The following is a 24,449-nucleotide window of genomic DNA, read 5'->3' on the forward strand; positions in this document are numbered from 1 at the left end:
AGTGCGCCCTCATCAGCTCGGCGGTGCGGCTGCGCTGGCGATCGATATCACCGATACCGGCGCCGGCATGGACCGGGAAACCGTACAACGCGTCTTCGAGCCCTTTTTCACGACCAAGCCGGTCGGTGAAGGAACGGGCCTTGGCCTGTCGCAAATTCACGGCTTTGCCGCCCAAGCCGGCGGGGTCGCGGAAATCATATCCCAGTTGGGCAGCGGCACGACGCTGCGGCTCATCCTGCCGAAGGTCGACAAATTCCCCGTGCGCGCCGGGCCGGTAAGCGAGCGCGAGCCGATTCCGCCGGGGATGACGGTCCTGCTCGTCGAAGACAATGAACAGGTTCGCCACTTTGCGGCGCAGTTGCTCAAGGATCTGGGAACGACCGTCAGATCGGCAGCCAACGCGGCTGACGCGCTGCGTGTCTTGCAGGAAGACCATTTCGACCTTGTCTTCACCGATGTCGTCATGCCGGGGATGAGCGGCATCGACCTTGCGCGGCAATTCAAGATCCGTGCCCCCGACATGCCCGTGCTGTTGGCGACAGGATATAGCGAACAGATGATTGGCGAAGGCGCAGCACCTTTCGATGTCCTCAGCAAGCCTTATGGTCCCGATACGCTCAGCGCTGCGATAAGGAAACTCTTGTCAACGCGCGGTGCATCGCACGCCGGCGACTGAGGCGTTCTGCGTAAGGGAATGCTAATGGCGGGCGCTCTCAGGCTTTGATCGAAGTTCGATCCAGACCGGCGCTTGATCGCTCGCCTTTTCCCGCCCGCGCCGCGGCATCCACCTCTCCGTCGCTCTCAGCATCGTGCGGGCTTTCGCATTGAGCAGGAGATGATCGATGCGAAGGTCGACATTTCGTCAGCGGTCTTCAGCCCCTCCATTCCTCAACGGCCGCTTGCGAGACGTTAGCGAGGAACCAATTCGTCCGTCATCTGCTTCAAGAGCGCATATCCGAGGAGATGGAAAATGGCTGAGACCCAGTTCACTGACGCAATCGCCCTTCTCAAGGCCGACCACCGGAAGGTCGAAGAATTGTTCGAAAAGTTTGAAGCGACCTCTTCCAAAGACCGGAAGCAGAAGCTTGCGCACGAAATCTGCACCGAGCTCAAAATCCACACCCTCATAGAGGAGGAGATTTTCTATCCGGCATTTCGTGGCCGCATTGAGGACGCCACGCTTGATGAGGCCTATGTCGAGCATGACGGAGCGAAGGTGCTTATCAATGATATCGAGGCAGGAGCGCCCGATGACGCCTTTTATGACGCCAAGGTGAAGGTTCTGTCCGAAGAAATCAAACATCATGTCCACGAGGAGGAAATGCCTTCGGAGGGCATGTTCGCGCAATGTCGCAAGACCGATGTAGACCTGGTTGCCCTGCGCGATGCCATGATGGCGCGTAAGAAAGAGTTAAAGGCACAGGCCCAGTCTTCGGGTCTGCCTGCCGCCAAAGCTACGGCAGTCAATCTCCTGGCGGCCTGAACAAGCTGGCGAAATCAATTCCTCCACTATGCGACGATAAGGCGCGCCCGTCTGGACGATCCAAGGTTCACGGGCGTGCCTCTCATCTTCGCTGTGCCCCTGTACCGGGAATGTATACGGCAGGAAATGAGGGCCTCGGCACTTCATCGGCCGGGGTTTGCCCAGCCGATGAAGCAAATTCGGTCGTTGAACGATTCCACAATGGCACGATCCATTGGGTGCGGGAAATGAACTCGGGCCCATAGCGCATGGTGAAGGCTGCTCGACAGAGGGCGATCCGCATCCCAAATCATTCTGGCGCGTTCTGCCAGGATGACGGACGAATTTTCGCTGCTGCCCCATTTGAGCGCCTTGTCCATTGCCTATGCTTTGGCGCTACCCATCGGCTGGAACCGGGAGAGGGAGGAACGCAGCGCCGGGATCAGGACATTTCCGCTCGTGGCTGTCGCAAGTTGCGGCTTCGTGCAGGCTGTAGAGACGATGATGGCGCATGATCCCGCTGCCATCGCGCGGGTACTGGAGGGCGTGATTGCTGGCATCGGCTTCCTGGGCGGGGGTGCGATCCTACAGAATAAGGAAAGCGTGCGGGGAACCGCGACCGCCGCGAGCCTGTGGGTCACCGGCGCCACCGGTGTCGCCGTGGGGCTGGGAAGCGTCGATGTGGCGCTGGTGTTGACCGTTTTTACGTTGCTGACCTTCTGGATACTGGCTCCGCTCAAGCCGCCGGCGCGCGAGCGCGGCGAGAGTGAGGGAGAATAGGAGGGCGGTCGGCGCGCATTATCCGCAGCAGGAGCTCGTCCTTGGCGCCAGGTACAAGGGGCTGGTGCCTTTACCGGCTCTGCGACGGTTCCTGTGCAAGTGCGCCATTTGATCGACTGCGCTGGTTTTCCCCAACGGAGGCGTGTGCGGCCATGCCTGTCGCGCCGGAAATATCCAGCCGCCATGTCAGCCGCTGAGCCAGCCGCGCGTCAGATAGTCGGACGCCGACAGCGTCATCATCATGATGAGCCAGACCATGGCAGCCATCATGGCGAGCCTGGCGATCGCTCCTTCCTTGCGCATCTCCATGAAGACCCAAAGAATGAGCGCCGCCTTGGCGAAGGCGATGGCATAGCTGATCCACGGCTTTGCAGCCCCAAGCGGCAGATGCGCGGCGATGACGGTCGCGGCGAGCAGGATGAGCAGCGCGACCCAGACCAGGCCCAACTGGATCAGCAAGCCCTTCATGACACGTCCGGCAGATAGAGTGTGGGATAAAGGAATACCCATATGATGTCGACCAGATGCCAATAGAGCGCGGCATTGCCGATCAGCAGGACAGTGCGGTCCTGCCGTGCGGCGCGGCTGAACGCGGCGATAGTCAGCAGCGCGATGCCGCCGATAACATGCAGCGCATGAAGCCCGGTGCTCACGAAATAGAAGTTCATGAACAGGTGCTGGACCCGGCCTTCGAAATGCGCGCCGTGAAGACCGGGGATCAGGCCCTCACGATATTCGCTCCCATATTCATAGCCTTTGATGCCGAGAAACAGCAGCCCCAGGAGAATGGCGGCGACAAGAGCATATCCCGACAGACGCGGCCTCCCGCCGCGTGCGGTTTCCACCGCGACCGCCGCCATCAGACTGGACGTCAGCAGTATCGCGGTGTTGGCGGTGCCCAGCCACAGCTTCAAATGCCCCGATGCCGCGACATAATCGGCGGGATAGAGGAGGCGCAGCGCCATGGCGGCGGCGAAGAGGCCGCCAAACAGCATCGCCTCGCTGGCGAGGAACAGGATCATGCCCAGCCGGTCGGCCTGCCGTTGGCGCGCGGGATGGTGGAAAGGTTCGTGCAGGGCGCGCTGCTCAGGCATTGGCGCGGCTCGCGGGATGTTCGAGCGGATAGTCGTAGGGACCGCGCACGACCACCGGCTGCTGCGTGAAATTATGCTTGGGCGGCGGGGAGGAGGTTGTCCATTCCAGCCCTGTCGCGCCCCAGGGGTTGGCGGGCGCGCGCGGCCCCTTTTTCAGCGACCAGAGGAGGTAGAAGGCCGGCATCGCATAACCCACCGCCAGCAAGGCCGCGCCTGCGGAGGAAATCACCTGGAGCAGCTGGAATTCCGGCGGATAGACATGATAGCGGCGGGGCATGCCTTCATAGCCCAGCATGAATTGCGGAAAGAAGGTGACGTTGAAGCCGACCAGAATGACGATGGCCGCAATCCGCGCCAGCGTCTCGTTATACAGCCGCCCCGTGATTTTGGGCCACCAATAGTGCAGCGCGCCGAAAAAGGCCGTTACCGTGCCCCCGACCATGATGTAGTGGAAATGGGCGACCACGAAGTAGGTGTCGTGTACATGCACGTCGATCGCCAGCATGGCGAGCATGAGGCCGGTCAGGCCGCCCGCGACGAACAAGCCGATGAAGCCCAGCGCGAAGAGCAGGGGCGCGTCGATCATGATGTCGCCCTTGTAGAGGGTCGCCGTCCAGTTATAGACCTTGATCGCGGAGGGCACCGCCACGGCCACCGACAGGAAGGAAAAAACCGCGCTCGCATAGAGCGACTGGCCGGACACGAACATGTGATGGCCCCACACGAGAAAGCCGATCACCGCGATCGCGATGGACGCAATGGCGACGAACCAGTATCCGAAGATCCGCTTGTGCGCAGCCGATGTGATGAGTTCGCTGATGACGCCCATGGCGGGAAGCACCATGATGTAGACGGCCGGGTGGCTGTAGAACCAGAAGAGATGTTGGAACAGGAGCGGGTCGCCGCCCAGCGCGGGATCGAATACGCCAATGCCGAACAATCGTTCGGCCGCCACCAGCAGCAGCGTGATCGCCAGGACCGGCGTCGCCAGCACGAAGATGATCGACACGGCGTAATGTGACCAGATGAACAGCGGCAGGCGGCTCCAGGTCATGCCCGGCGCGCGCAGCTTGTGGATCGTAACGATGAAGTTGATGCCGGTGAGGATCGTCGAAAATCCGCTGATGAAGACGGCGATCACCGTCGCTGCCACCATCCCGTTCGCATACATGGTCGATAGCGGCGTGTAGAAGGTCCAGCCTGTGTCCACGCCCCCGCCCAGCACCACGGCCAGCGCGATGAAACCCGCAACGATATAGATATACCAACTCAGGAGATTGAGGCGGGGGAAGGCGAGGTCGCGCGCGCCGATCATCAGGGGAATGATGAAATTGCCGATCGTGTTGGGGATGGACGGGATCAGGAAGAACCAGACCATGATGATCCCATGCAGCGAAAAGGCGCGGTTATAGCCTTCGTTGGTCATGAGGTCGCCCGCCGGGGTGAGCAGGTCGAGCCGGATCATCGCCGCCGCTGCGCCGCCGATCAGGAAGAAGAAGACGATGGAGACAAGGTAGAGGATCGCGATGCGCTTATGATCGGTGGTCAGGAACCATGAACGCAGGCTGTGCCCGGCGCGCAGGTAGCTGATGTCCTCCACCTCCTCTGCGGGCTTACCCATGTCGAGCGCGGCGTCACTCATTCCCGTCCTCCTGCCGGGTGCCCGGCTTTCCTGCGCCGATATCCTTGAGATAAGCGACCAGCGCATTCACCTGTTCGGACGCAAGGACGTTGGCGTAGGTCGGCATGATCGGCCTGTAGCCTGCCGCGACGTCCTTGTTCGGTAGCATGATCGAGTCATGCAGATATTGGTCGTCCGCGATCAGCGCGCGTCCATCCGACAGGCCGACCGGGCCACCATAGAGCCCATCCAGCGGCGGGGCATGAACGGTCGAGGCAGCGCCATGGCAGCCGCTGCACCCGACGGACCGGAACAGGCGCGCGCCGGCGGCGGCCAGGGTCTCGCTCTCGCCCCCGTCGCGGTTGCGGGCGAGCCAGCCGGCATAATCCTGCGGCGCCATGACGATCAGCCGTCCCCCCATGACGCTATGGTCCGTGCCGCAAAATTCGGCGCAGCGCAGCGGATAGATGCCCAGCCGATCGGCAGTGAACCACATCGTCGTGTAGCGGCCCGGCAGCACGTCCTGCTTGATGCGCAACGCAGGAACAAAGACGCTGTGGATCACGTCCTGCGAGATCATCACCAGCTTCACGGGACGATTGACGGGGACATGCAGATCGTTGATCTCCCGCGCGCCTTCCCCATGCTGATATTTCCACATCCATTGCCTGGCGACGAGGTTGATTGTCATCGCGCCTGCAGGCGGTCGCCTGAGGTCGAAATAGAGCGCGGTCGCCCAAACGAAAAAGCCGAGCGTCAGCAGGAAGGGGATGATGGACCAACTCACCTCCAGCCACACATTGCTGCCGGAGGCATGGTCGCGGTTCGCGTCGCGACCGGTGCGGTAGCGGAAGACGAAAACCGCGATCAGGATGAAGACCGGCAATGTCAGCAGCCAGACCATCACGCCAAACCCGCCGATCAGCAGATCGACCTCCTTCGCATGATGCGACGCCTGTACGGGCCAGAGGAAGAAGCCGTGGCTCATGCCGTTCGCCCCTTCAGCCGGAAGAGGAGCAGGGCGATAGCGGCGACGGTTGCGACGCCCGCCAGGCGCAATATCTTTTCTATGGCCGGCGTATAGCGCCCCGTAGCCGGGTCATAATGATAGCAGAGGAGGAGTATCGTCTCGCCAAAGCTGCCGGATGTGCCGGACCGGGCGGCGCGCAGCGCGCTCTCAAGCTCTGCCGGGCGCGGGGCGAGGCCGTAGAGCCAGCCGCTGAGCCGTCCGTCCGGAGAAATGACCGCAGAGGCGGCGGCATGGGCATATTGGCCGATCCGATCGTCCCACGCATAGTGATAGCCGATGGCTTCGGTGATGCGGCGGACCGCCTCGCGCTGGCCGGTCAGCGCGTGAACGCCGGTGCGGTCCCTGATCTGCGCCAGATCGTCACGCGCAGCCTGCGGTCCCTCACGCGGGTCGATGCCGAAGGCGACGAGCGTAAAATCGCGGCCGGGACGCAGCCTCTGTCCGGCGATCGCCTGCGCCACGCCCGCCAACGTCGCGCCGCAGATATTCGGGCAGTGGTGCAACACGGGCACGAGCAGGACAGGCTTCCCTGCCGCGAGCGCGCGCAGGCTGGTGGGGCGGTCCTGCGCGTCGAGGAAAGGGGCATCCATCGGTATTCGCGCGCCGGGGCGACCGTCTATCCGCGCCTCGCCGAAAGGATCGAAGCCGCCTTGCGCAAAAGCGGGACGACACAGCAACGCCAGAGCGATCAGCAGGAATCGTATCATCATCATCGCGCCGCTCCCCGGCGCGCGCGCGCCGTGGCGTCAGGCGGCGGCATGTCCTCCTGCCAGCCGCGCTGGATAACCGCTTGGGCGGCGCGGTCGAGCGCGGCCTTGTCGCGCTGTTTTGCCATCGCCGCGTCGAAGCGCTGGCGTGACGCTAAGGGTTCGGCCAAAAGATGCGGCGGTGGCGGCTTGACCGCAAGGCCGCGGGCCGGGTTGCGCGGCCTGTCCTCCTCCGCCTTGAGCCAGCCCAGCGTCGCTGCCGAAAAAAGCAGGCCGGCCACCATCAGCGCCAGGAAGCAGGCGACGCCCAACAGCACCTTGGCGGGCGATGCGTCGAGGGGTTCATAGCCGCGTTCGCGCTGCTCCGCCGTCGGGCTGTCGCCGCGCTGGACCTTCGTTTCGGCGTGGAGCGGGCGCGTCATCGCCGCGCGTCCCGCGGCAACCGCGCATCAATGCGCTGCCGAAGGGCGGCCGGCAGCAACGCCACCCCGAAAAGGCCAAGCCCCGTAAGCGTAGCGCAGAAGGCGAGCGCCGCCGTTGCTCCTCGCAGCGGCAGCACGACCCAAGCCAGTTGCAGCAGCGTCGAGAACAGCACCGCGACGGACAGCAGCTTCAGCCAGGCGAGGCTCGACCGGATCCTGGCGAACAGCAGCGCGAGCAGGGGTATGCCGCCCAGCAGCCCGAACGCCCAGGCGACGGCCTCCCACTCCAAGTCCCAGCGCCGTGCATACCATTCGACGTTGGGCGCAAGGTTGCTCGACCAGATCACGAAGAAGGGCAGAAAGAGGAAATAGGCTGAAAGCAGCAGCAGTGTCAGCAGCAAGCCGCCGAGCACGGAAGGCCGCACCGGCGCGCGGCCAAGGTTGAGCCGCAGCAGGAGCAGCGCGCAAAAGCCGATCGTCACCTCCCGCTGGATAAACTCCAGTCCGAAGGCAGATGACGTGAACCCCGCATCCAACGACATCAGCCAGTCGACCGCCACCAACGATGTCAGCATCGGCATCAGCATCACGCCGGCACCCGCTGTCCTCGTCTGGCGCAGCCGCGCGCGCATGCAATGGCCAAGCCACCATTGCGCGGCGAACCGTAGCAGCGTGCGCAGGGCGAAGGGCAGCGGGCTCAACCAGATCAGCTGAAAGGGGGACAGTGAACGGTCGCCAACCCACGGATAGATCGCGCCCATGCCAACCAGCACCGGCAACATCGCTGCGGCGGCGAGCGGGGTCAGCAGCGTCGCGGCTTCCGCGCTGAGGCGCAGGTCATCACCCCATAGGCCCGGAATAAGCCGCATCATCATCATGAGCAGGAGCGCGCCCGAAGGGACGGCCCCAAACGCCACCGCGCCGCCAAGCCAGCCGGTCAGCACCGCGCGGGGCGACCAGAGCGAGGCGAGCAGCACCCCGCCGCAGACCAGCGTACCGGCAAGGACCATGATTCTTTCACGGCGCAGCGTCCTATAGCGCATCGGCGCGCCCCCGCTCCGCATCGCGCGCCGGCTGCGCTGCCTGAAGTACGCGGATATGCGCTGCGATCGCCCAGCGGTCGGCGGGCGGTATTCGGTCGGCATAGGCGTACATGATGCCATAGCCGTGGGTGATGACGTCGTAGAAGTGCGAGGCCGGCGCGATCCGCAGGCGGGGTGACAGATAGCTCGGCGGGTGCGGGAATCCGCGCGTCGTCACGTAGCCGTCGCCGCGCCCATCCGCGCCATGGCAGATCGCGCAATAGATGCCATAGCGTTCCTTGCCGCGCGCCAGCAGCGCCGGGGTGATAGCGGCGGGCCGCCGGGCGGCGGCAGCGTGTTCCGGTTCGTCGCGAGCGACAGTGCCATCGGGCGGCGCCTGCATCACCTTGCCATCGGGAAAGAGGCTGCTTTTCTCATAAGCGTCGTAGCGCGGCTGCTGTACCATATTGTTGCAGGCGGTGAGCAGCAGCAGGGCAGGCAGGGCACGGCTCATGCGCGCGGCCTTGCCCGTACATCGATGATCGCGTCCGGATTCAACGCGGCCAAAGCCTTGCCGGCTTCGTCGCGGTCGAACTGCGCATCGGCCAGAATTGCAAGATAGAAGCGGTCATCAGCCGACAGGTCGAAGCCATCGGCATCGAAGACGGGATGGTGCAGGCGCGGCAGCCGGTTGCTGATGAACATCGTGGCGAGCGCCGCCAGCACCGCCCCCAGCACCATGAGTTCGAACGCGATCATCATGAAGGCCGGTACTGCCACCAGCGGCCTGCCCCCGATGCGTAGGGGATAGTCGAAGCTGGTGCCGACCTGCATCAGAAAACCGCTCGCCGCGCCGACGATGCCGCCAATCAGCATGGCGGCGGGCACGCGCCGGTCGGACAAGTCGAGCGCCTGCTCCAGCCCCTTGACCGGAAAAGGCGTGAAGGCATCGACGTTCCGGAAGCCCTGTGCCCGTATCGCGCGCGCGGCATCCAGCAATCGCCTGGGCGTGTCGAAGACGGCGAGCACGGCGAAGATCGGGCCGCTGTCAGCCATCCGCCGCCTCCTCGCGGACCTCGAAAGCGGAAATGACCGGCAGGAAGCGGACGAATAACAAGAATAGGGTCAGGAACAGGCCGATCGTTCCCAAGAACAGCCCCCAATCCCAGAAGGTCGCATGGAAATAGCCGGTCGAACTTTCGAGCCAGTCGCGATAGAGCGAGCTGACCAGCAGCATATAGCGTTCCATCCACATGCCGGCGGTGGCGCTGCAACCGATCAGGAACAGGACGATGGGGGTCACCCGCAAGCGCCGCCACCAGAGCAACTGCAAGGGGATGAAGTTGAAGAAAATCGCACCCCAATAGCTCCAGGCATAGGGGCCCCCGAAGCGGTCGAACAGCGTCTCGGCCTCCTTGCCCCCGGCATAGGCGGCAGAGAACATCTCGGCAGCATAGCCATAGGCCGTCATCATGCCGGTCGACAGCAGCAGGCACCCCAGCATGTCGAGGTGGCGCGGCGTGACCAGCGCGTGGAGATCGAGCATCCAGCGGAGCCAGACGGTCAGCATCGACACCATGGCAAAGCCGGAAAAGGCCGCGCCCAGCACGAAATAGGGCGGGAACACCGTAGATACCCAGCCGGGAACTGGCCCGGCAGCGAACAGCAGCGATATTTCCGAATGGACCGATACGACCAGCGGCACGGCGATGGCGGCCGTCAGCCGATAGGCCTGCTGCCACCGCGCCCAATGCGTCGCCTGTCCCCGCCAGCCGAGCGCGCCCAAGCCGAAGAAAATCTTCCATCGCATCTTCGCCGCCCGGTCACGCGCCGCCGCGAGGTCGGGGATGATGCCGATATACCAGAACAGCACCGATACGATCAGATAGGTCAGGACCGCGAAGAAATCCCAGGTCAGTGGACTCTTGAACTGCGGCCACACATTCATCGTGTTGAAATAGGGCGCCATCCAGTAAAACAGCCATGGCCGCCCCAGATGCAGGATCGGGTAAAGTCCGGCGCAGCTGACGGCGAACAGCGTCATCGCCTCGGCAAAGCGATTGAGGCTGTTGCGCCAGTCCTGCCCCAGCAGCAGCAGCATCGCCGAAATCAGCGTTCCGGCATGGCCGATACCCAGCCACCAGACATAGTTGGCAATGGGAAATCCCCAGCCGACAGGGATGTTATTGCCCCAGATGCCGGGCCCATGACCGAACAGCCAGCCCACCGAAATGAAGAAAAGCGCGAGCAACGACAGCGCGAAGCCGAAGCAGATCCACCAGGCCCGCGGCGCGGGAAATCGCGGGGGGAGGCGCAGGACGCGGTCGGCAGCCTTGAGGTCTTCGGTCACGCCTCTTCCTCCCCGCTCCTGATCCGCGCCTGATAGCTGGTCCGGGGTCGAGTGTTGGTTTCGGGCAGCAGATCATAGTCGCGCCCGCTGGCCTTGCGCCGGCTGACGGCGCTTTTCCCGTCGAATATGTCACCAAAGACAATGGCTTGCGTCGGGCAGGCGGCTTGGCAGGCGGTTGCCACCTCGCCGTCGCGGATCGGCCGATCCTCTTTCTTCGCGGTGATGCGGGCGGCGCTGATGCGCTGGATGCAATAGGTGCATTTTTCCATGACGCCGCGTCCGCGCACGCTAACCTCCGGATTGCGCGCGGCGCGCAGTTCCGGCGGGTCCTTGGCGGTCAGGTCGAACCAGTTGAAGCGGCGCACCTTGTAGGGGCAATAGGCAGAGCAGGTACGGGTGCCGATGCAGCGATTATACACTTGCAGGTTGAGGCCGTCGGGGCTGTGCACGGCGGCATTGACCGGACAGCCCATCTCGCAGGGCGCGTCTTCGCAATGCATGCACGGCACCGGCTGGAAGGCGTGCCGCGGATCGTCGGGCGGTCCTTCATAATAGCGGTCGACCCGCAGCCAGTGCATCTCGCGCCCCTTGGCCACCTGCTCCTTACCGACCATCGGGATGTTGTTCTCGGCCACGCAGGCGACGACGCAGGCGTTGCAGCCGATGCAGAGGTCAAGGTCGATCGCCATGCCCCAGCCTGGGCTCGATTTCTGGGCGGAAAAGAAGTTGGCGCGCGGCGGACCGGGTGGCAGAGCGTCGGCCAGTGTATCGACGAAGCGGATGAACTCGTCGCCCTTCATCGCGAAATGATGCTGGGTGGTGGCGACTTCCTCCCGTCCATCGATCCTGTCGATCCGCACTTCCCCTTTCGCGCCGACAAGGGGGTAAGCGTCGAAGCCCGTTCCCTGGGCGACCGGCCCACCGCGCTGTCGCCCATGACCCAGATGGACCAGCAGGGTACGGCGCTCTTGTCCCGGCACGATCCAGACGGGACCGGCGACGCTGCGATCGCCGACCGACAGCCGCACCATGTCGCCCGACGCCAGCCCCCGTTCCCGCGCCAGCGCCGGGCTGATATGGACCGCATTGCCCCACGTGATCTTGGTAAGCGGCTTGGGCAGTTCCTGGAGCCAGGGATTGCTCGCATAGCGCCCGTCCCAGATCGTGGGATCAGGCCGGACGAGCAGCGAAAGCCCCTCGGCCGCTTTATCCTCACGGGCTTGTTGCGTCCTCGCCGACTGCGGTGCGGCGGCCACGGGCTGGCTGTCCGGGATGGTCCCGCTCACCAGCGCCTGCGTCCACGCCTCATCCTCCAATATGGCGGGCCATGTCTCGCGCACGATGGCGCGATCGCCACGCTCTCCGCCCATCAGCCGTTCCAGCAGCGCGTGGCGGGAGCGCACGTCGAGCCATGGCCGTACCAGCGGCTGCACCAGCAGCGCCGATCCATCGGCGGCCCGCCCGTCGCTCCAGCTTTCGAGCAGATGCGGCATGGGCAGATGCCAGTGCGCGGTTGCCGCGCTCTCGTCGACATGCAGCCCCGCATGGATGCGCAGAGGCAAGCGCGCCAACAGCGGCTTCAGGTCCGGGGCACTGTGAAACGGATTGATGTCGAGGAGGAACAGCGACCGCGCCTCGCCGCGTCGGATCGCCGCAGCCAGTGCCGCCATGTCCTGGGGGCGTGGCCCAGACGGTGGCGCGAAATGGCTTCTGGTGGCGCTCAGATTGCCGAGATGCCGGTCGATGGCGCGAGTCAGTTCGTGCACGTCCCGCGGTTGTTCGGGCCCCGCCACGACAAGGCCGCGTCCGGGATTGCGCCGCAATGCCGCCGCAGCTTCGCCCACCCACGCCCGTTCCAGCGAACTGAGCCGGATCGGTGGCGCGGCGCGCACGCCGAGGTCCGTCGCCAGAGCTTCCACCAGCGCTCGCATCCGCGTGCCGCTGGCGACCAGCCGCCGGGTCGCCGTGACGCCCGTCATAGTCGGGCTGGGTTCGGCGACGAACAGAGCAGCACCGCCGCGCCCCGTTTGGAATGCCCGCCGTCGCGCACCCCATTGTGTTGCATGCCAGATCTGATGCGGACCGGGGCCGAGCAGGTCGGCATCGAAGCTGACGGTTACATGTGCTCGGTCGAGATGCAGCCGCTCATTGCTGACAGTGGGATCGCCAACCGGCGCATGCACATGCCAGCGCGCTTGCGGCCAACGGTCGAGCAGGGAGGCGATCTGGCGGCGCAAGGTCGGCGAACCGACCGGCCCGGTGATGAGGTGGAAACCCGCCCCGGCTTGCCCGTCCAGGCGGCTGCGCAACTCCGCCAGAGCCGTATCGACGCGGCTCCAGCTGGTGGGCTGTCCTTGGAAAAGGGGCGCGCCCGAGCGCGCGGGATCGTAAAGATCGAGCAGCGCCGCTTGAGTGAAGGCGTTCGTTGCTCCCAGGCTTGCGGGGTGATCGCCATTGCCCTCCAGCTTGATCGGCCGCCCCTCACGCGTCTTGCCGATAACCGGCTGGGCGACGCCGTCCATCTCGACCGCGGTGGCGTAGAAGCGGGCGATTCCCGGCTCCGCGCCTTCGGGCTGTTCGACGAAAGGCATCGCCTCTTCATCGGGCTGGCGCTCGCAACCGTCGAGTCCGGCGAGGGCGATAGCGCCCCCCAGACATTTCAATATATCCCGGCGCCGCCAGTCTCCCGCACCCGTCGCCAGGGCAGGAAAGGCGGCGCCGATCCGCGCGCGAAACCCCGGTTGATCGATGAGATCGTCGAGCGCGCGCCAGAAGCGCTTGCCGGTAAGGGCGTGCAGCCCCGCCAGATCGCCGGGGTTGCTCATCGGTGGCATATCTCGCAATTGTCCAGTGTCTTGGGGTCGATCCGATGCGCCTGCATCACCCGCTCGCCATAGGCGCGCTTCTGCGCCTCGCTCCAGTCAGGCGGCGCCATACGCGTCACCCATTGGCGCGGACGCAGGTGGGGGGCGGGATCGCGATGGCAGTCCAGGCAGAATTGCATCTGGAACGGCCTGGCGCGCCAGGTGAGCGGCATCTGGTCGATGCGACCATGGCATTCAATGCAGGCAACGCCGCGGTTCACATGGATCGAATGGTTGAACTGCACATAATCGGGCAGCTGCGCCACGCGCTGCCAGCGGATCGGACGGCCGGTCAGCAGGCTCTGGCGAACAGGCTCCAGCACCTTCGCCCCGGTCCAGAGTTGTGAATGACATGTCATGCAGGTGTGGGTGGGGGGAAGCCCGGCATGCTCGCTATCTTCCACACTCGTGTGACAATAGCGGCAATCGATCCCTTCATCGCCGACATGATGCTTGTGGCTGAACGGAACAGGCTGGTCCTGCACCCAACCCACCTGCGACTGATAGGAAGATCTGGCATAGTCCCGCCCCCCCAAGGCAAGCCCCAGCACAAAAAGCGCCAAGGCCGCAGCGCCCAGGCGTAACCATGTGTCGGCTGCGGGTGGGAAGATCTGCGCCGCCCTTCTCCCTGTTACAATTTGGAAACATCAATGCGTCGCAGTTCAGACCGTTCCACGGTCGATCGTTTTTAGCGCGGTGGTTCAATGCTTCGCAGCGGTCAGCTTCCATCGGCGTAGCAGCGGGGAGCGGCCCGCCGGGGGCACGAAGCGACCCGGCGGCGTCAGCTATGGCTAATCTCGATCAGCACGATTCTTCGGAACGGCGCTGTTCGCTCACGTGTTTTCAGTTCGCGCCATCCCGGCGCTTGAGGATACCCGAAAATGGCAGACCAGAACCAAAATCAGTCGAATCCCGGTCAGCAAGGCGGTCAGGGCATGAACCCCGGTCAGCAAAATCAGCAGGGTGGCGGCAGCGGCCAGCAGGGCGGGAATCCAAGCGAGCGGGACCGTAATCCCGGTCAGCAGAACCAGGAGGATGAACAGCGCCGCCAGCAGGGTGGTCAGCAGGAACGGCGTGACAACCAGAGCGATCAACAGCGGTAACGCTCCGGAAACACGAAGGAAGGCCGCCTCTTAGGGCGGCCTTTTTTTGCGCCTGGCGAGCCTGCTGGGCACTTCGCATTATGGAAACATTGCATTAATCTGGTCGGCGGGCTGATCCCGGAGACCAAGTTGATGCATAATCCATTGCTGAAAAAGCTGGCATCGGTGGACCGTCTGACGGAAGCCGAAGAGCAGGCTGCCATGGCCCTTTGTCACGATGTCCACGCCATCGCGCGCCGTAAGGATATCGTCTCCGAAGGCTCAAGTCCGGATTGCATTCACATCATTCTGGATGGATGGGCTGTCCGCTATAATGTGCTTCCGGACGGCTCGCGTCGCATCACGGCCTTTCTCCTTCCCGGCGACTTTTGCGACATTCACGCCACCGTTTTGAAGATAATGGATCACGGCATCATTGCCCTGACCGACTGCAAGGTTGCCTTCGTTCCGCCGGAACAGATCGATCGCATCGCTGGCTCGACCCCATCGCTCGCCCGGGCATTTTGGCGGAGCACGCTCATAGATGAGGCGATTCTCAGGCGCTGGCTGGTCAAGGGCGGACGTGGCGACGCATTCGAGGCCGTTGGCCACCTGCTCGGCGAGCTTTATGTGCGTGCCCGCCTGGTCGGCCTGACCTCGGATCATTCGCTCGAAATGCCATTGACGCAGGAGGAGATTGGCGACGCCACGGGCCTGACCCCGGTTCATGTGAATCGCGTCCTCAAACGTCTCCGGGAGGCCGGGCTTGCAACGGTAAAAGGTGGGACGCTCCGCATCAACGACATCAATGCACTGCGCCGGGAAAGTGGCTTCGACCCCAATTATCTCCACCTGTCGGTGTACGACAGCCGGCCTTGAGGCCGCGTCGCAAGCCCTTCCTGATGACGAAGATGATGCCGCTGATGATCGACCGATCCTCGTCACCCCAAACAATTTAAAGATCTGAGCCCAGGCATCCGGTCATCAGAGGTGAATTATGTCGCCATCCCTCTTGGCTCCCATGCCCCGCAGTTACCCAGGTGCAGCATCGCGATCTTGACGAACGCTGGAGGGGGGCAGGCCATATCATTCGCCATGGTTCGGTTTGCTTTTCCTTTATCTCTGATTTGAGATAAGCTCGGCATGACATTGAAAGTGGCGGGAAGGCCTCGCGCGGCGATATTAATATTAGACTAGTGTCAGAAAATGGAACTTATGGGCGATATTCTTGACGATGGGGCATGGTCCTGGCTGCGCAGCGCCAAAGCCGGGTTTTGGTTCAATCCTGCTTTGCCGTGCGATGCGGCCGGCGATCCCATGGTCGATAGCGCTGTAGAGGAGGCTGAAGCGAGATTGCGGCGGTCGATCGGGCTTCTTGGCAAAGTTTTCCCTTCGGTAGTCAATACTGATAACCCTCTTCGTTCTGCGCTGCTGCCAGTCTCGCCTATGATGGAGAGGCTGGGTCAGTCCTCTGAATTTGCGGCGCGGTGTTGGGTAAAGGCCGACCATCGCCTTCCCATTGCTGGGTCGGTCAAGGCGCGTGGAGGATTTCACGAAGTCATCGCCTTTGCCGAACGTGTCGCACTGGCACATGGGCTGGTGGAAGCGAATGGAGACCTGTTGTCTCTCGTAAAGCCCGAGGTGAAAGAGCTGTTTTCCCGCTATTCGGTGGTCGTCGGCAGCACTGGTAATCTGGGCATGGGCATCGGGCTTATTTCCGCAGCCTTGGGTTTCCGTGCGACCGTACATATGTCGCACGATGCCAAGGCTTGGAAAAAACAGCGGTTGCGCGACAATGGGGTGGAAGTCGTCGAACATGGCGGCGACTATGCCGAAGCCGTGGCAAAGGGGCGGACGGCGTCCGAGGCCGACGCCTTCTCGCATTTCGTGGATGACGAGCGGTCTCTGGATTTGTTCGTCGGTTACGCGGCTGCCGCTTCCGAACTCGCTGTCCAGCTGCGCGAGTGCGCAATTCCCGTGGACCATGACCAACCGTTGTTCGTTTATATACCGTGCGGCGTCGGCGGCGCGCCGGGCGGCATAGCCTATGGGCTGAAGCGCATCTTCGGTCAGCATGTCCACTGCATCTTCGCCGAACCGGTGCAATCGCCTTGCATGCTTGTGCAGATGCTAAGCGGCATGGATCGCTGCGTCTCCGTCTATGATATCGGCCTCACCAATCGGACCGAGGCAGATGGTCTTGCCGTCGCGCAGGCATCGATGCTGGTCGCGCCGCTCATGGTCGAGCGGCTCGATGCCATCTACACGCTGACGGACGATCAACTGCTCAGCCTTCTTCTGGTCGACCACGAAACAATCGGCCTGGGTGTTGAGCCGTCGTCCGCATCTGCCTTTGCGGGACCGCTGATGCTCTCCACGGAGCCTGGCAAGGCCTATCTCGCCAAGCACGGCCTGACTGATCGCGTGGGCCAGGCGACCCACATCATGTGGACGACAGGGGGCTCCCTAATTCCGGCCACGGAACGGGCTGCCTTGCTCGAAAGGGCGATTCAGGTCGCACCCTTTACCACCGATTTCTGACCCATCGAGACGGGGGGCGGCGGCTGGCGCGCGCGGCTGTTATAGCGTTGAGCTGCTGTTCATCGACCTCACCATCTTGCAGCGCACAGAGCGGCCATCATGCTGCTGGGGAGAGGTTTCGCTGGTCTTGCCATCGTGCGAAAAGGGGGCGCTGCGGCTTGGACTGTTATCTGTCCTCCATGACCAGCGCCTCGGGATCGTTGATCGCGCAGGCCGGGGCCGGGCTGCGGGTCCGCGATCTCGCGCAGTCTCAGCGTTTCCGGCCGCGCGGCGCGATCGACAGCAGTGCGCGCATTTATACCAAGGCGCGATGAGTTTGCCTCATCGGACCTTGGTAAAGCCCGCGCGGCGCCTGAGCGAAACCCACTTGTGATCGGTCGAAGACCGAGCGCGATGGTATTACAGCACCTCGAACAGGCCGGCCGCGCCCATGCCGCCGCCCACGCACATCGTCACCACGACATAGCGGGCGCCGCGCTTCTTGCCCTCGATCAGCGCGTGGCCAACCATGCGCGCGCCGGACATGCCATAGGGATGGCCGATGGAGATCGCGCCGCCATTCACGTTCAGACGTTCGTCGGGAATGTTCAGCACCTCCTGACAGTGCAGTACCTGCACGGCGAAGGCCTCGTTCAGTTCCCAAAGGCCGATATCGTCCACGCTCAGGCCGAAACGGTTCAACAGCTTGGGCACCGCGAAGATCGGGCCGATCCCCATTTCGTCCGGCTTGGTTCCGGCGACGGCCATGCCGACATAGCGGCCAAGCGGCGCCAGACCGCGCTTTTCCGCCAGGCTGGCCTCCATCACGACGCAGGCCGACGCGCCGTCGGACAGCTGCGAGGCGTTGCCCGCGGTAATGACGCCGCCTTCGACCACGGCCTTGAGCGACGCCAGCCCTTCTGCCGTCGTTTCGGGACGATTGCCCTCATCTTTGGTCAGGGTGATTTCCCGGAACGACACTTCGCCGCTGGCCTTGTCGGTCACGGACATGTTGGCGGTGACGGGAATGATTTCCTGGTCGAAGGCGCCGGCCTGCTGGGCCTGCGCGGTCAGTTGCTGCGAGCGCAGGCCATAGGCGTCCTGCCGCTCGCGCGATATGCCGTAGCGCTTGGCAACGACTTCGGCGGTCTGCAACATGGGCATGTAGATGTCGGGAACCATGGCCAGCAGTTCGGGGTCCGGCTCCACGCGCAGCTGCGGCGTCTGGACCAGCGAGATGGATTCGACTCCGCCGGCCACGACCACGTCCATCCGGTCGACGATCACCTGCTTGGCAGCGGTGGCGATGGTCATCAGGCCGGAAGCACATTGGCGGTCGATCGTCATGCCGGCGACGCTGTCGGGCAGGCCCGCGCGCAGGGCGGCGGTGCGGCCGACGGTCTGCTGCACGCCCTGCGGCAGCGAGCAGCCCAGGATCAGGTCGTCAATCTCGCTGGGATCGATGCCGGACCGTTCCACCGCAGCGCGAATGGCGTGGGCGGCAAGCGTGGGCGAGGGCGTGGCGTTGAAGGCGCCCTTATAGGCTCGGCCAATGGGGGTGCGGGCGGTAGATACGATGACGGCATCGCGCATGATTGTTTCTCCTGAATAGGGGTCAGATGGTGAAGCGGGTCAGCATTTGGCGGCCAGTTCCTCTATCTTCCGAAGCATGAAGGCGCCCCCGAGCCCGCGGTCATGCCGCACGTCCGATCGCGCTGTACCGCGCCAGATGATGGTCTTCATCGCCCAGCTGGTGGCCGATCATGGTCAAGCGCTTGGCATAATGGGACAGCGGCAGTTCCTCTGTCATGCCGATACCGCCATGCATCTGGATCGCCTCTTCCGCCACCAGCGTGCCGACGCGGCCGATGGTATATTTTGCAGCCGACACGGCCCGTTCGCGCCGGTCGCGATCGCCGCCCAGCGCATCGGCGGCGTTGATCGCGGCGGACCGGGCCTGTTCGATTTCCAGCGCGACCGTGGCCATGCGATGCTGAAGCGCCTGGAACTTGCCGATGGCGACGCCGAACTGCTTGCGGGTGCGCAGATAGTCGAGCGTGGCGTCCCTGATCACGTCCATCACGCCCACCGCTTCCCAGCACAGGGCGACGATGCCGGCGGCAACGGCTTCCTCTATGGCGGGATAGGCTTCGCCCTGCCCGCCGACCAGGCTGGCGGGCGTCTGGTCCAGCCACAGATCGCCGCCGCGACCGCCGTCGACCATGGGGTAGTCCTGCACGCGCGCCTGGGCGCTGCCGCCGTCGAGGCGGAACAGCGACACGGCCGCGTCCGCTTCGCCATCACGCTGCGCATGGGCCGACACGATCAGCTCGTCCGCCGATGCCAGCTGCGGCACCACCGCCTTGCCGCCTTTCAGCAGCCAGCGGTCGCCCGACGGCGACGCCGTGGTTGCGATGTCGGCCAGATCATAGGGATTATGGGCTTCGGAATGGGCAAAGGCGACGACGCGCTCGCCCGCGATGACCTGTTCGACCAGTGCGGTTTCGCCCATCGCGGCGAGCAGGCGGCCGGCCATCAGCGTGGACAGGAAGGGTTCCACCACCAGCGCGCGGCCCAGCTGTTCGAACACCACGGCGATGTCGAAGCCCGTGCCGCCATAGCCGCCGACCCTTTCGTCGAACAGCGCGCCGATGACGCCCAGTTCGGCCAGTTCATTCCACTTGTCGCGCGACCAGCCGGCGTCGGACGCGCTGATGCCGTTGCGCACGTCGATCGGATATTGTTGTTGCAGATAGCGGCCAAGGCTGTCGGCCAGCATCTGCCTGTCTTCGCTATGTTGAAAATCCATGGATCAAAGCTCCAGAATGGCTTTGGTAATGATTTCGCGCTGGACCTCGTTGGACCCGCCGAAGATCGAGAGCTTGCGGTTGTTGAAATATTCCACCGCGATCGGCGCCGCATAATCGGGACCGACAGGCTCGCCCTTGAACCCTTCGTCCAGCGCCTCGCTCACGAAGGGCTGGGCATAGGGGCCGAGGGCACGGCGCGCGAGGTTGGTGATTTCCTGCCGAATCTCGGTTCCCCGGATCTTGAGCATGGAGCTTTCCGCCACTGGCGCCGTGCCTTCGCCTGCTGCCGCCAGCACGCGAAGATTGGTCGTGCGCATATTGTCGAGGTCGATTTCCAGCCGGGCCATGCGCGCGGCGAACAACGGATCGTCCGCCAGTCGCCTGCCGCCCCGCTGCTGGGTTTCAACGATATGTCGCAGATGGGCGAAGGCCGCGACCGACTTGCCGACATCGGCAATATTGCTGCGCTCATAAGTCAGCAGATATTTGGCGTAGGTCCAGCCCTTATTCTCCTCACCGACCAGATTTTCGACCGGCACGCGCACGTCGGTGAAGAAGACTTCGTTCACTTCATGCTCGCCATCCAGCAGGGTGATCGGGCGAACCTCCACGCCGGGGGTGTTCATGTCGACCAGCAGGAAGGAAATGCCCTCCTGCTTCTTGCCCTCGCTGGACGTGCGGACAAGGCAGAAGATCATGTTGGCGTGCTGGCCCAGCGTGGTCCAGGTCTTCTGCCCATTGACGACATAATGGTCGCCATCGCGAACCGCCGCGCATTTCAGGCTGGCAAGGTCAGACCCGGCGCCCGGTTCGGAATAGCCCTGGCACCACCAGTCGGACCCGTCCAGAATGCGCGGCAGCCAGTATTTCTTCTGCTCTTCCGATCCATATTTGATCAACACCGGGCCCAGCATCGATACGCCGAAAGGGATGATGGACGGGGCATGCGCGGCGGCGGCCTCTATCTCGAAAATATGGCGCTGGGGGATGGTCCAGCCCGGCCCGCCATGTTCGACGGGCCAGTGGTTGGCGTACCAGCGGCGCTCGTTCAGCAGGCTGTGCCATTCCTCATGGTCGGCCTTGGTCAGCCGCTTGCCCGTGCGCACCTTCTCGGAGATGCGGGCGGGCAGCTTTTCCTTCAGGAAGCCGCGCACTTCCTCGCGAAAGGCTTCCTCTTCCGGGGTAAAGGTCAAAATCATGGCATTGCCCTCCCTGTCTCAGCGATCCCGCCGGTCGATCCCGCCCATTTTCGCGCCGGCTTCGGCGGTGATGGCCTGTGCGATTGCAAAGACGTCGTCGTGCTGAATGGTCTCGATCATGATTATCTCGTCTCAGATGGTCGTCTCACCCAGTTTCCTGGGCTTGGCGAAAGGATGGGATGTGGACAATCCGCCATCGACCACCAGTGCGTGGCCGTTGACATAGCTTGCCTCGTCAGAGGCCAGGAACAATATGGCCTGCGCGATTTCGGCGGGTTCGCCGCCGCGGCCGAGCGGATTGAGCTGGCCGATCGATTCCCCGCGTCCCTTCGCGCGCGCCTGATCATAGATTGGCTGGGTCATGCCGGTTTCGATCAGGCCGGGGCAGACCGCGTTGACGCGAATGCCCGACCCGCCCAGTTGCTGGGCGGATGTCTGGACCAGATTGATCACGCCGGCCTTGGACGCGGAATAGGCGGGCCCGCCCGCCCCGGCACGCAGCGCCGCGACCGACGCGGTGCACACGATGGCGCCGCCACGACCACTGTCGATCATCGCCCGCGCGCCATGCTTGATCGCCAGGAAGGGGCCGATCAGGTTGACCCGCAACAGATTGGCCCAATCCTGGGCGGTCTGTTCGAACAGGCCGCCAAAGCCCCCCAATATGCCGGCATTCGCGCATATGATGTCGATGCCGCCATGGCGTTCGGTCGCCGCCGCGATCATCGCGATGACGTCGGCGTCGCTGCCGGCATCGCCCTGCATGGCCGTGATATTGTCGTGACCGGCGGCGGTCTGTTCGACCGTATCGGTCAGATCCACCGCCAGGACGCGGGCGCCCTCTTCGGCGAAGAGCTGTGCGGTCGCCCGGCCGATGCCCGATCCGGCACCGGTGACGAGCACGCTCTTGCCGACGAAGCGTCCGCTCACAGCGGACCGCCGACGGTGGCGCCGCCATCGACGACGATGGCCTGACCGGTGATATAAGCGCCCGCGCGCGAAGCCAGGAACACGGCCGTGCCGGCGATTTCGGCCGGCTCGCCGATGCGGCCCAGCGGGGTCACCCGCTTGAGTTCCGCCTCTGCCTTCGGGTCTTCCCACAGGGTGCGGGCGAAGTCGGTGCGGACCACGCCGGGCGCGATGGCGTTGACGCGGATATTGTGCGGCCCGAATTCCAGCGCCAGGTTGCGGACCAGCTGCAAGTCGGCCGCCTTGGAGACGTTATAGGCGCCGATCACGGTCGAACCCACCAGGGCCCCGATGGACGAAACGATGATGATCGCGCCATCGCGGCGTTCGATCATTTCGGGCGATGCCATGGAGATGAGCCAGTGGTTCGCCAGCACGTTATTGTCGAAGATCTTGCGGAACTGTTCGTCGGTAATGCCCGCCATCGGGCCATAATAGGGGTTAGACGCGGCGTTGCAGACCAGAATGTCGATCTTGCCGAAACGCTTGCGCGTTTCATCCACCATGGACTGGAGCGCGGCCTTGTCGGAAATGCTGGCGGCGATGGCGATGGCCCGTTCCTCGCCATATTTTTCGTTGATGGCGTTGGCCACGTCCTCGCAGGCAGCTTGCTTGCGGCTGGAGATGACGACGCGGGCGCCGGCGGCGGCATAGCTTTCCGCGATGGCACGGCCGATGCCGCGCGACGAACCGGTGACGATGGCGACCTTGCCGGTCAGATCGAACAGTTCCATGCTAATCCTCTGCTGAGCTATTGCTTATTCGCCGGCGCCGTCCTGCGCCCTGGACCCGACTTCCGATTCCCCGAAGTCCCGAATGCGATCCTGAACCTGTCGTTCACGTGAGGTGACGCTGAAATCCATCGAGTCCATTCCATCTGGCTATCTCTTGCCTTGTTGGCATACTCGGTTTTCGAAATCCAGACTCAAAATTCGATTATACGAGAGTATGACGCATATATTTTATAATATTACGTATTATCAATAGATTAATGTGGCGTGACTCGATGTTCGACGGCAAACCCGTTTTACTAAAAATGGAAAAATGGCGTGCGCTTGGCGAGTTTTGCTCGACAGTGCTGAACAAGCAGGTCAAGGAAGGATATGTCTTCCTTGGGGTCATCGCCCACCAGCCTGCATTCGATCGGCAATCGATCCGTCCGGTTCGAGCGTCAAAGGGCCAGAATTCTCGACGCAGCGACGTTGCTGCTCAATCGGCATGGCGTGGCAGGTATGCGGCTGGCGGATGTCGCACAGGCGCTCGATCTCAAAACCAGCTCAGTGACCTATTATTTCCGGTACAAGGAAGATCTGGCAGCGGCAGTGTTCGAGGAAAGCATTGCCGAGTTGGACCGCATGGCGATGGCGGCGGCGTGCGCCGACAATCCCAGGGAACGGGTCGCGCAATTTCTGAAACTTCATTTTGATCATTATATCTCAGCCTTTCGCGGCGAGGTCCGGCCAATCGCTATCCTGTCGGAAATTCGCGCCCTTGACGATCCGGTGAGGTCGCTTCTCTTCGCCCGATTTCAGGCATTGTTTCGCACTGTGCGGGCTTTTTTCGGACCGGTCGATGACGAAGTTCGCAAATCCATCCTGACCGCCAGAACCCAGACGCTGATCGAGGCAATCTTCTGGTCGGACGTGTGGATGCGTCAATATGCCTTGTCCGACCTCGATAATGTCCGTCAGCGTCTATTCGACCTGTTGGACGGAGGCATTGCTGCGCGTCCGCAGAACAAGGCAGCTCGAATCTTTGACATAATGGTGGAGCCGCCCACAGATGGTCGCCCGCCTTTCCTGAAGTCTGCGATTAAATTGATCAACGACATGGGCTATAAAGGGGCGTCGATCGATCGGATTGCCGGGGACATCAATCTGACAAAGGGCAGTTTCTACCATCATCTCGAGGCGAAGGACGATCTGATCCTCGAATGTTTCAGGGACAGCTATCGGAGGCTTGGTTATCTACGGCAAGCGGCGCAAGAGACCTGCGAGTCCAGGTGGGATGTCTTGCGGTCCATCGTCGCATCGGCGGTCGCGTTGCAGTTCGAAGGCCATGACCCGCTGCTGCGTACCACGGCGTTGCAGGCTTTGCCGCTAACGATGCGCGCCGGAATGCGGGAGCTTTCGAATCGTACGGCGATGTTTCTGTCCGGGCTGGTCGTGGATGCCATGCGCGAAGGTCATGTGCGTGTGATCGATCCTTATCTGGCGGGACACCTGATCATGTCGACGATCAATTCGGCGAATGAATTGCGAAGCTGGGCGTCGCGGCTTGATCGATCCGAAGCCGTCACTCGCTATGCTTCCGTCATCGAAATTGGCATCTTTGACGATTAGGCGGAAGGCATGGTTATTGGCGTGAAGGACGCGCCCCTGAAGAAGTCGCAGGACCCCGGCCCGCGACGGACCGGCCCCTGACCGGATCACTGCTGGTATGTCCACTAATGACTGCGTTCGCAAAGAGCCGTTCATCCACCTTAATGTGATATAATAGTAACAATGCAGCTATTTG

General features: G+C 63.2%; 25 protein-coding genes. 7 read left to right on the forward strand and 18 right to left on the reverse strand.

The genetic code is table 11. The annotated features are described in order from the left end of the window. The first annotated feature begins 1 nt into the window (after position 1). The 3 genes from F7P65_RS17355 to F7P65_RS17365 all read left to right on the forward strand — a co-directional run bounded on the left by F7P65_RS17355 (position 2) and on the right by F7P65_RS17365 (position 2,242). Positions 2 to 676, forward strand: a complete 675-nt coding sequence (locus F7P65_RS17355; RefSeq protein ID WP_162854689.1) for a response regulator — start codon at positions 2 to 4, stop codon at positions 674 to 676. A 294-nt stretch (positions 677 to 970) separates the two neighbouring features. Beyond that, positions 971 to 1,483 (forward strand): hemerythrin domain-containing protein, encoded by a 513-nt coding sequence (locus F7P65_RS17360; protein ID WP_150293917.1) that lies wholly within the window; start codon positions 971 to 973, stop codon positions 1,481 to 1,483. 312 nt (positions 1,484 to 1,795) lie between these two features. Next, a complete protein-coding gene (locus tag F7P65_RS17365; protein ID WP_150293919.1) occupies positions 1,796 to 2,242 on the forward strand; it encodes an MgtC/SapB family protein in 447 nt (148 codons plus the stop codon). A gap of 186 nt (positions 2,243 to 2,428) precedes the next feature. Here F7P65_RS17365 and F7P65_RS17370 read toward each other — a convergent pair whose 3' ends face one another. From F7P65_RS17370 to F7P65_RS17430, 13 genes are all read right to left on the reverse strand, one after another. Beyond that, positions 2,429 to 2,710, reverse strand: coding sequence for a cytochrome C oxidase subunit IV family protein (locus tag F7P65_RS17370; protein ID WP_162854690.1), 282 nt, complete (start codon positions 2,708 to 2,710; stop codon positions 2,429 to 2,431). Further along, positions 2,707 to 3,336 (reverse strand): cytochrome c oxidase subunit 3, encoded by a 630-nt coding sequence (locus tag F7P65_RS17375; RefSeq protein WP_150293923.1) that lies wholly within the window; start codon positions 3,334 to 3,336, stop codon positions 2,707 to 2,709. The genes F7P65_RS17370 and F7P65_RS17375 overlap by 4 nt, the downstream gene beginning before the upstream one ends. Continuing rightward, entirely contained in the window at positions 3,329 to 4,978 is a 1,650-nt protein-coding gene (gene ctaD, locus F7P65_RS17380) for a cytochrome c oxidase subunit I (RefSeq protein ID WP_205452144.1), read from the reverse strand. The genes F7P65_RS17375 and ctaD overlap by 8 nt, the downstream gene beginning before the upstream one ends. Further along, positions 4,971 to 5,945: a cytochrome c oxidase subunit II gene (coxB, locus tag F7P65_RS17385; protein ID WP_150293925.1), complete on the reverse strand. Its 975-nt coding sequence runs from the start codon at positions 5,943 to 5,945 to the stop codon at positions 4,971 to 4,973. The genes ctaD and coxB overlap by 8 nt, the downstream gene beginning before the upstream one ends. Further along, a complete protein-coding gene (locus F7P65_RS17390; RefSeq protein ID WP_150293928.1) occupies positions 5,942 to 6,700 on the reverse strand; it encodes an SCO family protein in 759 nt (252 codons plus the stop codon). The genes coxB and F7P65_RS17390 overlap by 4 nt, the downstream gene beginning before the upstream one ends. Further along, entirely contained in the window at positions 6,697 to 7,116 is a 420-nt protein-coding gene (locus F7P65_RS17395) for a hypothetical protein (RefSeq protein ID WP_150293931.1), read from the reverse strand. Before F7P65_RS17395 ends, F7P65_RS17390 begins: the two co-directional genes overlap by 4 nt. Beyond that, positions 7,113 to 8,159, reverse strand: a complete 1,047-nt coding sequence (locus F7P65_RS17400) for a hypothetical protein (protein WP_150293933.1) — start codon at positions 8,157 to 8,159, stop codon at positions 7,113 to 7,115. Before F7P65_RS17400 ends, F7P65_RS17395 begins: the two co-directional genes overlap by 4 nt. Then, a complete protein-coding gene (locus F7P65_RS17405; protein WP_150293935.1) occupies positions 8,149 to 8,652 on the reverse strand; it encodes a c-type cytochrome in 504 nt (167 codons plus the stop codon). The genes F7P65_RS17400 and F7P65_RS17405 overlap by 11 nt, the downstream gene beginning before the upstream one ends. Next, on the reverse strand, positions 8,649 to 9,194 hold the full coding sequence (locus tag F7P65_RS17410) for a DUF3341 domain-containing protein (RefSeq protein WP_150293937.1): 546 nt from the start codon (positions 9,192 to 9,194) through the stop codon (positions 8,649 to 8,651). Before F7P65_RS17410 ends, F7P65_RS17405 begins: the two co-directional genes overlap by 4 nt. Beyond that, positions 9,187 to 10,488, reverse strand: a complete 1,302-nt coding sequence (gene nrfD / locus F7P65_RS17415; protein WP_150293940.1) for an NrfD/PsrC family molybdoenzyme membrane anchor subunit — start codon at positions 10,486 to 10,488, stop codon at positions 9,187 to 9,189. Before nrfD ends, F7P65_RS17410 begins: the two co-directional genes overlap by 8 nt. Beyond that, complete coding sequence (locus F7P65_RS17420; protein ID WP_150293942.1) at positions 10,485 to 13,313, reverse strand: Fe-S-cluster-containing hydrogenase; 2,829 nt, start codon at positions 13,311 to 13,313, stop codon at positions 10,485 to 10,487. Before F7P65_RS17420 ends, nrfD begins: the two co-directional genes overlap by 4 nt. Further along, positions 13,310 to 13,915 carry a cytochrome c3 family protein gene (locus F7P65_RS17425; RefSeq protein ID WP_205452145.1) on the reverse strand — a complete coding sequence of 202 codons (606 nt, stop codon included), beginning with the start codon at positions 13,913 to 13,915 and terminating at the stop codon, positions 13,310 to 13,312. The genes F7P65_RS17420 and F7P65_RS17425 overlap by 4 nt, the downstream gene beginning before the upstream one ends. 270 nt (positions 13,916 to 14,185) lie before the next feature. Then, a complete protein-coding gene (locus F7P65_RS17430; protein WP_205452147.1) occupies positions 14,186 to 14,446 on the reverse strand; it encodes a hypothetical protein in 261 nt (86 codons plus the stop codon). A gap of 153 nt (positions 14,447 to 14,599) precedes the next feature. Here F7P65_RS17430 and F7P65_RS17435 point away from each other — a divergent pair, with 153 nt between their 5' ends. The 3 genes from F7P65_RS17435 to F7P65_RS22515 all read left to right on the forward strand — a co-directional run bounded on the left by F7P65_RS17435 (position 14,600) and on the right by F7P65_RS22515 (position 17,289). Then, positions 14,600 to 15,313 carry a Crp/Fnr family transcriptional regulator gene (locus F7P65_RS17435; protein WP_162854691.1) on the forward strand — a complete coding sequence of 238 codons (714 nt, stop codon included), beginning with the start codon at positions 14,600 to 14,602 and terminating at the stop codon, positions 15,311 to 15,313. Between the two features lie 336 nt (positions 15,314 to 15,649). Continuing rightward, positions 15,650 to 16,975: a D-serine ammonia-lyase gene (locus tag F7P65_RS17440; protein ID WP_162854692.1), complete on the forward strand. Its 1,326-nt coding sequence runs from the start codon at positions 15,650 to 15,652 to the stop codon at positions 16,973 to 16,975. Between the two features lie 179 nt (positions 16,976 to 17,154). Beyond that, positions 17,155 to 17,289 (forward strand): hypothetical protein, encoded by a 135-nt coding sequence (locus F7P65_RS22515; RefSeq protein ID WP_275897566.1) that lies wholly within the window; start codon positions 17,155 to 17,157, stop codon positions 17,287 to 17,289. Positions 17,290 to 17,374: 85 nt separating this feature from the next. On the opposite strand, the gene F7P65_RS17445 is transcribed toward F7P65_RS22515, so the two are convergent. From F7P65_RS17445 to F7P65_RS17465, 5 genes are all read right to left on the reverse strand, one after another. Next, positions 17,375 to 18,547: an acetyl-CoA C-acyltransferase gene (locus F7P65_RS17445; protein WP_150293950.1), complete on the reverse strand. Its 1,173-nt coding sequence runs from the start codon at positions 18,545 to 18,547 to the stop codon at positions 17,375 to 17,377. A 100-nt stretch (positions 18,548 to 18,647) separates the two neighbouring features. After that, positions 18,648 to 19,763 (reverse strand): acyl-CoA dehydrogenase family protein, encoded by a 1,116-nt coding sequence (locus tag F7P65_RS17450; protein WP_150293952.1) that lies wholly within the window; start codon positions 19,761 to 19,763, stop codon positions 18,648 to 18,650. Positions 19,764 to 19,766: 3 nt separating this feature from the next. After that, entirely contained in the window at positions 19,767 to 20,963 is a 1,197-nt protein-coding gene (locus F7P65_RS17455; protein ID WP_150293960.1) for an acyl-CoA dehydrogenase family protein, read from the reverse strand. 132 nt (positions 20,964 to 21,095) lie between these two features. Continuing rightward, on the reverse strand, positions 21,096 to 21,893 hold the full coding sequence (locus F7P65_RS17460; RefSeq protein WP_150293962.1) for an SDR family NAD(P)-dependent oxidoreductase: 798 nt from the start codon (positions 21,891 to 21,893) through the stop codon (positions 21,096 to 21,098). Continuing rightward, positions 21,890 to 22,666 carry an SDR family oxidoreductase gene (locus F7P65_RS17465; RefSeq protein WP_150293964.1) on the reverse strand — a complete coding sequence of 259 codons (777 nt, stop codon included), beginning with the start codon at positions 22,664 to 22,666 and terminating at the stop codon, positions 21,890 to 21,892. Before F7P65_RS17465 ends, F7P65_RS17460 begins: the two co-directional genes overlap by 4 nt. A 621-nt stretch (positions 22,667 to 23,287) precedes the next feature. Here F7P65_RS17465 and F7P65_RS17470 point away from each other — a divergent pair. After that, positions 23,288 to 24,274 carry a TetR/AcrR family transcriptional regulator gene (locus F7P65_RS17470; RefSeq protein WP_240334363.1) on the forward strand — a complete coding sequence of 329 codons (987 nt, stop codon included), beginning with the start codon at positions 23,288 to 23,290 and terminating at the stop codon, positions 24,272 to 24,274. Positions 24,275 to 24,449: the final 175 nt, after the last annotated feature.

The organism is Sphingobium estronivorans, assembly GCF_008692605.1.
Lineage (GTDB): Bacteria > Pseudomonadota > Alphaproteobacteria > Sphingomonadales > Sphingomonadaceae > Sphingobium > Sphingobium estronivorans.